This is a genomic window from Paenibacillus sp. FSL R5-0923 (assembly GCF_038009145.1).
Classification (GTDB): Bacteria; Bacillota; Bacilli; order Paenibacillales; family Paenibacillaceae; genus Paenibacillus_AQ.
The window spans coordinates 3,337,223-3,348,412 of sequence record NZ_JBBPAT010000001.1; the positions used below are offsets into that span (position 1 = coordinate 3,337,223).

The following is an 11,190-nucleotide window of genomic DNA, read 5'->3' on the forward strand; positions in this document are numbered from 1 at the left end:
AATATAAGTAGGGATGTGACTTAAGGCATGAGCATTCTTGTAGATAAAAATACGAAAGTTATCACGCAAGGTATTACGGGAGCAACTGGCTTGTTCCATACTAAGGGTGCGCTTGATTATGGAACTCAGATGGTTGGAGGAGTAACGCCGGGTAAAGGTGGAACGACAGTTAATATCACCCTTGAAAATGGCAGTGAAGTTAGTCTTCCGGTATTTGATACAGTCGCAGCTGCTAAGGCAGCTACTGGTGCAACTGCTAGTGTGATTTATGTACCGCCAGCATTTGCGGCAGATTCCATCATGGAGGCTGTAGATGCAGAGCTGGATTTGGTTATCTGTATTACCGAAGGTATTCCTGTGCTTGATATGGTAAAAGTCTCACGTTATATGGAAGGTCGTTCTACAGTGTTGATCGGTCCAAACTGTCCGGGTGTTATCACTCCTGGAGAGTGTAAGATTGGAATCATGCCTGGCTATATTCATATGCCTGGTTATGTAGGAGTGGTCTCGCGTAGCGGAACGCTAACCTATGAGGCGGTTCATCAGCTGACCACGCGTGGAATTGGGCAATCTTCGGCTGTAGGTATTGGCGGAGACCCGGTTAAAGGCTCTGAGTTTATTGATATTTTGAAGCTGTTTAATGAAGATCCGGGTACGAAGGCAGTTATTATGATCGGAGAGATCGGTGGAACTGCAGAGGAAGAAGCAGCAGAGTGGATTCGTGAACACATGACCAAGCCAGTTGTAGGCTTCATTGGAGGAGCAACTGCACCTCCAGGCAAGCGTATGGGGCATGCTGGTGCTATCATTTCTGGAGGGAAAGGTACAGCAAGCGAAAAAATTGCCGTACTGGAAGCTTGCGGAATCAAGGTAGCCCCTACACCTGCTGAAATGGGTTCAACACTCGTAAGTGTGCTTGAAGAGCGCGGTATTCTCAATGCTTTTACATCGCACTAATTAGTGAAGTTAAGACAGAGAAATCACTCCGCGTAGTGAGGTTATTTCGTGTATAATTAATTAAAGAGGTAAGCAACCTTTTGTTCCTATTTAGGGATGAAAGGTTGCTTTTTTTATTTTAAATAGAAATTTATTGAATTTAAAGAAATGCTTGCGTTTTCAAGAGGTGTAACACAAAATAGGGAAGGCTAGGCCTTCCATGTTAAGGGGCGAAAAATGATATGGAAGAACGGGAACTACTATTCGGCTTTAATGAAGTGGAAGGCATTGGCTGGAAAACTATCGACAAAATTCGCAGAGCTGGGCTTTTGTCAGAAAAAGCATTTTCTTGTAGCTCAGAAGACTGGGAACAGGTTGGATTGAGCGAGAAAGTGTCGATTCAACTTGCTTCAATATATACGTTGGAGTGGATAGCAAACCGCCGCTTACTAATGGAAGAAAGTGCTGTAAACATGGTTACGATTTTTGATGCAGACTATCCCCATTTATTGAAGGAGACGGCTCAGCCACCATGGATTCTTTATTATCGTGGGCGTTTGAATCTGTTATCGACACCCAGTGTAGCGATGGTCGGTACTCGTGTGCCAACAGCTTATGGACGGAAGGTAGGGGAGATCCTCACGAAAGAGCTTAGTGAAGCAGGTCTAACAGTGGTTAGCGGATTAGCTAGGGGGATTGATAGCGTTTGTCATGAAGCTGCGCTAAGAAGCGGTGGAGGCACAATAGCGGTAGTGGCTACAGGACTTGATCGGGTCTACCCGCCTGAGAATAAGGAGCTTGAACGATTGATTTCCCTTGATGGGTTAGTGCTAACAGAGTATCCCCTTGGAACCAAAAGTCATCCAGGGTTATTTCCGCAGCGCAATCGAATTATTGCAGGCCTCACATACGGGACAGTGGTCGTAGAGGCGGATAGTAGAAGTGGATCACTCATTACAGCAGATGCTGCCTTGGAGGCAGGACGGGATGTTTTTGCTGTCCCTGGACCTATTACGTCTCCAAAAAGTAGAGGTGCTCTTGATCTGATTAAACAGGGGGCAAAGCTGGTAACCGGTGCACTAGATATTTTAGAAGAATACACTTCTTTTCTCCCGGCAAACCTCTCAAAAACAGGTGAAAGCGGTCCCTCTAAACAGGTAGCTGACGATTTGTTAATTGAAAAGAAATTGACAAATGAGGAGTTACACCTATACCATATACTGCATCAAGGCCCCTTTATTTTGGACGATCTGCTTGTGAGGACAGGATGGGATTTTGGACATTTGCATTCAGTTCTGTTATCTTTAATCATAAAAAAAGCGGTAGCACAATTACCAGGAGCTATTTATAAGGTAATTTAATATAGAGGTACGAGTGTTAACGAGGAGGAAGAGTCTATGGCAGATGCATTGGTTATTGTCGAATCGCCCGCGAAAGCGAAGACAATTGGCAAATATCTAGGTAGTAAGTATATTGTAAAGGCATCTATGGGACACATCAGAGATCTACCGAAGAGTCAAATTGGTGTTGAGGTGGAGAATGATTTCAATCCCAAATATATTACGATTCGTGGTAAAGGTTCTATATTGAAGGAATTGAAAGACGCTAGTAAAAAAGTGAAAAAAGTCTATCTCGCAGCTGACCCCGATCGCGAAGGAGAAGCGATTGCTTGGCACTTGGCACATGCCCTGGATTTAGATAATACACAGGAATGCCGAGTTGTATTTAATGAGATCACCAAACAAGCGGTGAAGGATGCTTTTAAGACGCCACGCAAGATTAACATGGATCTTGTGAATGCACAGCAGGCAAGACGTATACTGGATCGGCTAGTAGGTTACAAGATTAGCCCCCTATTATGGAAGAAAGTCAAAAAAGGGTTATCTGCTGGACGTGTTCAATCTGTAGCTGTAAAGATTATAATGGATCGTGAGAATGAAATCTCCGCTTTTGTACCTACTGAATATTGGAGTATTACAGCTAAACTTGGGATTCGAGATTCTGTCTTTGAAGCTAAGTTTCATAAGCTGAATGGTGTGAAGAAGGAACTTAATCAGGAAAGCGATGTTCAAGAGGTCCTTGAGGCAATCAAGAACGCAGTTTTTAAGGTAAGTAATGTGAAGGAGAAGGAAAGACAACGGCATCCTTCGGCTCCTTTTACAACAAGTTCCCTTCAACAGGAAGCAGCTCGTAAGCTTGGATTCCGTGCAGCTAAGACAATGTCTGTTGCCCAGCAATTATACGAAGGTGTGGAACTAGGCAAAGAGGGAACCGTAGGTTTGATCACCTATATGCGTACGGACTCGACACGTTTATCTGTCACTGCACAGGATGAAGCTAAAGAGCTGATTACTGCTAAGTATGGTGAAAAGTTCTTACCTGAAGCCCCTCGCCAGTATTCAAAGAAAGCGGCTGGAGCGCAAGAAGCGCATGAAGCGATCCGACCAACTTCAGCACTTCGTGAACCGGAAATGGTCAAAGAGTTCTTAAGCCGGGATCAATTCCGTCTTTACAAGCTGGTGTGGGAGCGGTTCGTATCCAGTCAAATGGCTTCGGCTCTTCTTGATACACTCTCGGTTGATATAGAAGCAGGTACAGCCACATTCAGAGCGGTGGGTTCGAAGGTTTCATTCCCAGGGTTCATGAAGGTTTACGTGGAAGGTAACGATGATGGAACTACAGATGAAGATAAGTATTTACCGCCTCTTGAAGCGGGAGATGCTTTAAATAAGCAAGAGATCGAGCCGAAGCAGCATTTTACACAGCCACCACCGCGATATACAGAAGCAAGGCTTGTAAAGACACTTGAGGAATTAGGGATAGGACGCCCAAGTACGTATGCACCAACGCTTGAAACGATTCAGAAGCGTGGTTATGTAGCGATTGAAGAGAAGAAATTTATGCCTACAGAGCTTGGAGAACTTGTCATCGAGCAGATGGAACAATTTTTCCCGGAAATATTGAACGTAGAGTTTACGGCTAATATGGAAGGCGATCTTGACCATGTGGAAGAAGGCTCAGAAGATTGGGTGAAGGTTCTTGCTGAATTTTACGAGTCTTTCGAGAAGCGCTTAGTGTTTGCCGAAGAAGAAATGAAAGAAATTGAGATTGAAGATGAAGTCTCTGATGAGATCTGCGAGAAATGTGGTAAACCACTTGTATATAAATTAGGACGCTTTGGGAAGTTCCTAGCATGTTCTGGCTTTCCAGATTGCCGAAATACGAAGCCGATTATCAAAGATATTGGTGTAACTTGCCCTAAATGTAATGAAGGAAAAGTTGTAGAGCGTCGTAGCAAAAAAGGGCGTGTCTTCTATGGCTGCGATCAATATCCTGGGTGTGATTTCGTCTCTTGGGATAGACCATCCACTAAACCATGTCCATCTTGCGGGGCTTGGATGATTGAGAAACGCAATAAGCAAGGCACCAAACTGCAATGTACGTCTTGTGACCATACAGAGGCAGTTTTAGACAACGAAGAAGAGTTAGCAGAATAATAGTCTCTACAGGAGGAAATAAGACAGTGACAGATACAGCAAAGGTAACAGTAATTGGAGCAGGTCTCGCAGGAAGTGAAGCGGCCTGGCAAATAGCCTCTCAAGGCGTACCGGTAAGATTGTATGAAATGAGACCAGTGGTGAAGACGCCAGCACACCACACCAATCAATTCGCAGAACTAGTATGCAGCAACTCCTTGCGTGCAAATGGTTTAGGCAATGCGGTGGGTGTATTAAAGGAAGAAATGCGACGTTTAAACTCTCTTGTATTAGGTGCGGCTGATCGCCACGCTGTACCTGCTGGCGGTGCACTTGCCGTGGATCGGGATGGTTTCTCGGGAGAAATTACGAGTACATTGCATAATCATCCGCTTGTGGAAGTCATAAATGAAGAACTTACGCATATACCGGAGGAAGGGATTGTTGTTATTGCAACGGGTCCACTAACTTCCCCTGCATTATCTGCTGAAATTAAGGGTCTATTAGGTGAAGAGTATTTCTATTTTTATGATGCTGCAGCACCGATTGTTGAGAAGGACAGTATTGATATGAATAAAGTGTATCTGGCTTCCCGTTATGACAAAGGTGAAGCAGCATATCTGAACTGTCCTATGACTGAAGAGGAGTTTGACGTGTTTTATGACGCGTTGATTTCTGCAGAGACGGCGGCACTCAAGGATTTTGAGAAAGAGATATACTTTGAGGGCTGTATGCCTATCGAAATCATGATGAAGCGCGGTAAGCAAACTGCATTGTTTGGTCCGATGAAGCCTGTTGGGCTTATCAATCCGCACACAGGTAAGCTACCTTACGCGGTAGTACAACTTCGTCAGGATAACGCTGCTGGAACGCTTTACAATCTGGTGGGCTTTCAAACGCACTTGAAATGGGGCGAACAGAAGCGGGTATTCTCGCTGATTCCAGGTCTTGAGAACGCTGAATACGTTCGGTATGGGGTAATGCACAGAAATACCTTTATTAATTCTCCTAAACTCTTGCATCCTACTTATCAAATGAAGGGTAAAGAAAGGCTGTACTTTGCTGGACAGATGACTGGTGTGGAAGGTTATGTGGAATCAGCAGCTTCAGGTCTGATTGCCGGCATTAACGCTGCTAGAGCCGCACTTGGTCAAGAAGGACTGATCTTCCCACAAGACACGGTGCTTGGTAGTATGCCTGCTTATATCACTTCCGCTGATCCGGAGCATTTTCAGCCTATGAATGCCAATTTTGGTCTTCTGCCGAAGGTGGAGAAGAAAATCCGTAATAAGAAAGAAAAGAATGAGATGTTAGCGAATCGTGCACTAGACAGTCTTGCCGAGTACGCCAATGGTACGGGCCTTGCTTATAAAGAGCCGGAGGCTATCGACAACCAAGAATAAGCGCCTTGGGCGTCCTTATAAGGATGATAAGCGTTAGCGTTTAAGTGAGAAATATAAGGATAATGTATAACGTGAAACGTATACTTCTTATTTTTGAACAAAGCCCATCTTAAGGAGGTAACTACAATCATGGTACCCAGCTTTCATGCGACTACAATTTGTGCTGTAAGACATAACGGACAGGCAGCTATAGCAGGTGATGGTCAGGTTACATTCGGAGAGAGTGTAATTATGAAGACGACGGCCAGAAAAGTTCGTCGCTTATACAGAGGACAAGTAATAGCAGGGTTTGCAGGATCTGTGGCCGATGCTATCACTTTGTTCGAAAAATTCGAAGGCAAGTTGGAGGAGCATCATGGAAACCTGCAACGGGCAGCCGTAGAATTGGCGAAAGACTGGCGTCAAGATCGTATTCTTCGAAAACTTGAGGCATTGATGATTGTTATGGACAAGGAAGGAATGCTCTTGATCTCCGGAAATGGTGAAATTATCGAGCCAGATGATGATGTGCTCGCTATTGGTTCCGGTGGTAACTTTGCACTTGCTTCCGGTCGCGCGCTCAAACGTCATGCTCCAAATCTTGCTGCTGCGGATATCGCTCGTGAAGCTCTTCAGATTGCATCAGAAATATGTGTGTATACTAACTCCAATATTATTGTTGAGCAATTATAGGCTCAGTGCCATAGAGACAAGGAGGAATTCACGATGGTGAATCAATCGCTAACACCCCGTCAAATCGTAGCTGAATTGGATAAATATATTGTAGGTCAGAAACAAGCTAAGAAATCGGTAGCTGTTGCCCTTCGTAATCGTTATCGGCGCAGTCTGCTGGCTGAGGAACTGCGTGATGAAGTTGTTCCTAAGAACATCTTGATGATCGGACCTACTGGTGTAGGGAAAACTGAGATTGCTCGGCGTCTAGCTAAGCTCGTTAATGCTCCGTTCATCAAAGTGGAGGCAACCAAATTCACTGAGGTGGGTTATGTAGGGCGAGATGTGGAGTCTATGGTGCGTGATTTAGTTGAGACCTCTATTCGTATGGTGAAGCTAGAGCGTACGGAAAAGGTGAAAGACCGTGCAGAAGAACTGGCTAATGAGCGGATTGTCTCTATTTTAGTGCCTTCGTCTTCAAAAAATAAATCTCAGAAGAATCCTTTTGAGATGATTTTTGGCGGGAACTCTTCACAAGAGGATTCTAAAGAAGATTCCGAACCAGATGGAAGCTTAAGCGAACGCCGTCGCGGGGTTAGATTTAAGTTGCTTGCTGGTCAATTGGAAGAAGATATCATTGAAATAGATGTTGAGGATACAGCGCCATCTATGCTGGATATGTTTGCAGGGCAAGGGAACGACCAGATGGGGATGAATATGCAAGAAATGTTTGGCAGCTTGCTTCCGAAGCGGACGAAGAAGCGCAAGCTTCCTATCCGTGAGGCTCGTAAAGTGCTAATTCAGGATGAAGCAACCAAACTGATTGATATGGATGATGTCATTCAGGAATCTGTGACACGCGCTGAACAATCGGGTATTATTTTTATCGATGAGATTGATAAGGTTGCAAGTCAAGGTAAGGGTTCGGGCCCTGATGTATCACGTGAAGGTGTGCAAAGAGATATCCTTCCAATTGTAGAGGGTTCTACAATCATGACAAAATACGGTCCTGTGAAGACGGACTACGTGCTCTTCATGGCTGCCGGGGCTTTTCATGTTGCTAAACCTTCTGATCTGATTCCAGAGCTTCAGGGGCGTTTTCCGATTCGCGTAGAACTAAGCAGTCTGACACTGGAGGATTTTGTTTCCATCTTAACAGAGCCAGAGAACGCTTTGACGAAACAATATGTTAATTTGTTAAAAACCGAGGACATTGAAGTGGAGTTCCAGAAAGATGCTATTTATGAAATTGCCAAAATAGCTGCTTCAGTGAATCAAAATATGGAGAACATAGGTGCTCGGCGTCTTCATACGATTTTGGAGAAGTTATTGGAGGATCTTTCTTTTGAAGCACCTGAGCTGACGCTGGACACTATGGTTATTACACCAGAGTATGTGCGTGAGAAATTGGCAAGTATTGCACAGGATCGTGATCTAAGTCAGTATATTCTTTAATGCGACAAATTCTATTCTTTTGGATTTGGGCATATTGAATTAGAAAATTACAATTTAGTGTCATTAATAGGTAAAAAAATGTAAAAAGATGCAATTAAAAAGATAATTTTGAGTTAAAAAAGGAATAAAATAGCAATAAAGTGCTAAAAGCCCTGTCTTTTCTAAAAAGATAGGGCTTATTTCTTATTGTAATAATATACAAATTAAATGAAAATCAATGTATGTGAAAATACTAATAAGTTATACTTTGCGACAAGGTTCGACGTAGAAACTGATAAATAGAGGACTTTTATACTTTATTTGTCGAAATCAAGCAGGTTTTTTAAGGAAAGTTGTGGAATTCATTTCATTATGATAGCTTTGAAAGGAGGAATTATCTTGGGATTGCTGAATAGTGTCAGTTTTCAACGATTGCAGGGAGGCATTGATGCTGCCTACAAACGACAAAATGTTCTAGCGAATAATGTGGCTAACGAAGATACGCCAAATTTCAAACGTTCTGATGTTTCATTCGAAAGTTTCCTTCAGCAACAAGAAAGTGGAATAAAACCTACACTTAACGCGAAGGTAACGGACTCCCGACATTTTCAATTTGGTAGTAATAGAATTGTACCAGCAGCTGTCGTTAGTACGGATGAAACTACCTCGATGAATAATAACGACAACAATGTGGATGTAGAACGAGAAATGGCGTTAAGTGCTGAGAACCAACTCAGGTATAGTTCTTATGTCGAGCAGATCAACAGTCAAATTTCGATGATGCGAGCTGTAATTCAAGGAGGATAAGATTGCATGAACTTTGGGAGTAGTTTTGGGATAAGTGCATCAGCATTAACAGCTCAACGATTGCGGATGGACGTGATTTCCTCCAACGTGGCCAATGCGGAAACTACAAGAGCATCGGTGGTTGATGGCAAAGCCGTTCCTTACCGTCGAAAGCTTGTTGTTATGGAAGCTACCGAAAGCAATAAGTTCTCGAATATACTAAATTCGAAATTAAACGGTAGTAGTAGTGAAGGTGTAAAGGTGCAGTCCATTATAGAAGATACTTCACCGTTAAAGCCAGTTTACAACCCAAGCCATCCTGATGCGGATGCCGAAGGTTATGTCTATATGCCAAACGTAGATATTACTAAAGAAATGGTAGATATGTTATCTGCATCACGTTCTTATGAAGCCAATGTCACGATGCTGAATGCATCTAAAGCTATGGTAAGTAAAGCACTCGAAATTGGGCGCTAAACGTAATTAACACAAGGAACGCTTCCACAGTGAGTTTTGTACGAAGTGAATCTAGGAAGCATATGCTTACAAAACTTTTAGGAGGGAAACAGTTGATACAGAATATCACTAATGGGGTTCAAGCTGTACAGCAGCTTGCCATGAAACCAACATCTACCGAAGTTTCATCCACTCCTGCTAATGCCATGGAGAGCTTTGGTTCTTATCTTGAGAATGCACTCACTAAAGTAGCAGATCAGGAACAACAAGCAAAGGATATGAGTAATAAATTTGTATTGGGAGAAGTGAACATAGACGAGGTGATGATTTCTTCCCAACAGGCTTTACTGAGTTTGCAGTTGACTACACAAGTCCGGAACAAAGTGATAGAAGCCTATCAAGAAATTATGAGAACTCAAATTTAATTAATTCCTAGCTTAGTTCCGGATGGGGTGACACTGTGAATGAAAGATTTGCCCAATATCGGGAGAAGGTGACCCTGTATTGGAACAGATTTAGTGGTAAACAGAAGATTTTATTCTTTTCTACATTGTTTATCATTCTAATAATAATCGTAGTATTAACCATGCAGCTTTCAAAGACAGAATATGAAGTAGCGTTTCAAGATTTGGACAGCACAGATTCAGCTGGAGTAATGAACTACTTGGATACAGCAGGTGTTTCATACCGATTAAGCCAAGATGGAAAGAGCATCTCCGTGCCAAGCACAGAAGCGGCTCGAATAAAGGTGGATATCGGTTCTCAGGGGATTGTTCAGGGGGGCTCTATCGGTTATAAGGTCTTTAATGAAAATTCGTCAATGATAGGGACGACAGATAGTGAGTTTAATGTGAAGTATAATAATGCATTAAACGGTGAAGTAGAACAGTTAATGAGACGTATGCAAGGAATTAAGGATGCTAAAGTGCTGATTAATCTGCCTAAAGAAACAGTTTTTGCTTCCCAGGCTGACCAAGAGCAAGCATCTGCATCCGTTGTGCTTTCATTTAATCCGGGATTCAGACCCACTCAAGATAATATTGATGGGTACTTTAACCTTGTAAAGACGGCTGTTCCAAATCTACCAATCGATAACATTACGATTGCTAATAATGAAGTCGAGTTAATGCCTACGGCCAAAGGTGGACAAGCTGGAGTTTCCAGCCAAGTCGAAGAGAACTTCGCTCTTCAGAAGAAATTCGAAGAAGAAGTAAAGAAAGATGTGAAACAATTCCTTAGCACTCTTACGGGTCCAGATAAAGTTGATGTTCTTGTATTTTCGAAGCTGAACTTTGACAAGGAAAACCGGAAGGAGAATCTCGTAACCCCTGTGGATACAGAGAACATGAAGGGGATTGAGATCAGTTCACAAATCATTAGTAATTCGTATTCGGGTCAAGGAAATACAACTGGCGGAGTGGCAGGCACTGGTTCACAAGATGTAGCGGGCTATCCTTCACAAGCCGGTACGGATACTTCTACTTCGGAAGAATCTTCTGAAACGAGGAACTTTGAAGTAAACCGAATTACAAAGGATGTTATCGCAAGTCCCTTTACTGTTAAAGATTTAACCATAAATGTTGCAGTTGAACCACCTACAGGACAAAATACTTTGGACGCTGCTACATCAGCAGCAATTCAAAATATTTTGGTAAATATTGTTCGTGCTTCGCTCGCAGATTCAGGTACTACATATACAGACGCTGATTTAACCAAAAAGGTTTCGGTGTATTCTCAACAATTTGGCGGAACCGCTGCTAATACAACACCAGGTGGTCTTGCCACATGGATGTTATGGGCTATCGGAGCAGCTGCATTGCTGGTTGGAGCAGGTGGAGGATATCTAATCTATCGGAGTCGTAAGAAGACTGTGGAAGAGGAAGATGAAGACATTCCATTGCAGGTTCCTACCGAATTTCCATCTATTAATTTGGAAAGTGTGACGAATGACAGTCAAGTTCGTAAGCAATTGGAAAGTTTGGCTAAGAAAAAGCCAGACGAATTCGTAAATCTGCTGCGTACATGGCTTGCAGACGAACAGAGGTGAA

10 protein-coding genes are annotated in these 11,190 nt (G+C 43.0%); all 10 read left to right on the forward strand.

Going from position 1 to position 11,190, the window contains the following annotated elements:
- Window positions 1-27: 27 nt before the first annotated feature.
- The 10 genes from sucD (at window position 28) to fliF (ending at window position 11,189) form a co-directional block, all read left to right on the forward strand.
- Entirely contained in the window at window positions 28-957 is a 930-nt protein-coding gene (sucD, locus tag MKX35_RS14880) for a succinate--CoA ligase subunit alpha (RefSeq protein WP_042128953.1), read from the forward strand.
- Window positions 958-1,178: 221 nt separating this feature from the next.
- Window positions 1,179-2,297, forward strand: a complete 1,119-nt coding sequence (gene dprA, locus MKX35_RS14885; RefSeq protein ID WP_076285410.1) for a DNA-processing protein DprA — start codon at window positions 1,179-1,181, stop codon at window positions 2,295-2,297.
- A 36-nt stretch (window positions 2,298-2,333) separates the two neighbouring features.
- A complete protein-coding gene (topA, locus tag MKX35_RS14890) occupies window positions 2,334-4,433 on the forward strand; it encodes a type I DNA topoisomerase (RefSeq protein WP_076299248.1) in 2,100 nt (699 codons plus the stop codon).
- Complete coding sequence (gene trmFO / locus MKX35_RS14895) at window positions 4,433-5,815, forward strand: FADH(2)-oxidizing methylenetetrahydrofolate--tRNA-(uracil(54)-C(5))-methyltransferase TrmFO (protein ID WP_143759400.1); 1,383 nt, start codon at window positions 4,433-4,435, stop codon at window positions 5,813-5,815. Before topA ends, trmFO begins: the two co-directional genes overlap by 1 nt.
- A 129-nt stretch (window positions 5,816-5,944) precedes the next feature.
- Window positions 5,945-6,487, forward strand: coding sequence for an ATP-dependent protease subunit HslV (gene hslV, locus MKX35_RS14900; protein ID WP_042189455.1), 543 nt, complete (start codon window positions 5,945-5,947; stop codon window positions 6,485-6,487).
- A gap of 33 nt (window positions 6,488-6,520) precedes the next feature.
- On the forward strand, window positions 6,521-7,921 hold the full coding sequence (hslU, locus tag MKX35_RS14905) for an ATP-dependent protease ATPase subunit HslU (RefSeq protein ID WP_076299246.1): 1,401 nt from the start codon (window positions 6,521-6,523) through the stop codon (window positions 7,919-7,921).
- A 378-nt stretch (window positions 7,922-8,299) separates the two neighbouring features.
- Entirely contained in the window at window positions 8,300-8,707 is a 408-nt protein-coding gene (gene flgB / locus MKX35_RS14910) for a flagellar basal body rod protein FlgB (RefSeq protein WP_076299245.1), read from the forward strand.
- 6 nt (window positions 8,708-8,713) lie between these two features.
- Complete coding sequence (gene flgC, locus MKX35_RS14915; RefSeq protein WP_042189452.1) at window positions 8,714-9,163, forward strand: flagellar basal body rod protein FlgC; 450 nt, start codon at window positions 8,714-8,716, stop codon at window positions 9,161-9,163.
- Between the two features lie 92 nt (window positions 9,164-9,255).
- Entirely contained in the window at window positions 9,256-9,567 is a 312-nt protein-coding gene (fliE, locus tag MKX35_RS14920; RefSeq protein WP_042189451.1) for a flagellar hook-basal body complex protein FliE, read from the forward strand.
- Between the two features lie 35 nt (window positions 9,568-9,602).
- Window positions 9,603-11,189 (forward strand): flagellar basal-body MS-ring/collar protein FliF, encoded by a 1,587-nt coding sequence (gene fliF, locus MKX35_RS14925; protein WP_076299244.1) that lies wholly within the window; start codon window positions 9,603-9,605, stop codon window positions 11,187-11,189.
- Window position 11,190: the final 1 nt, after the last annotated feature.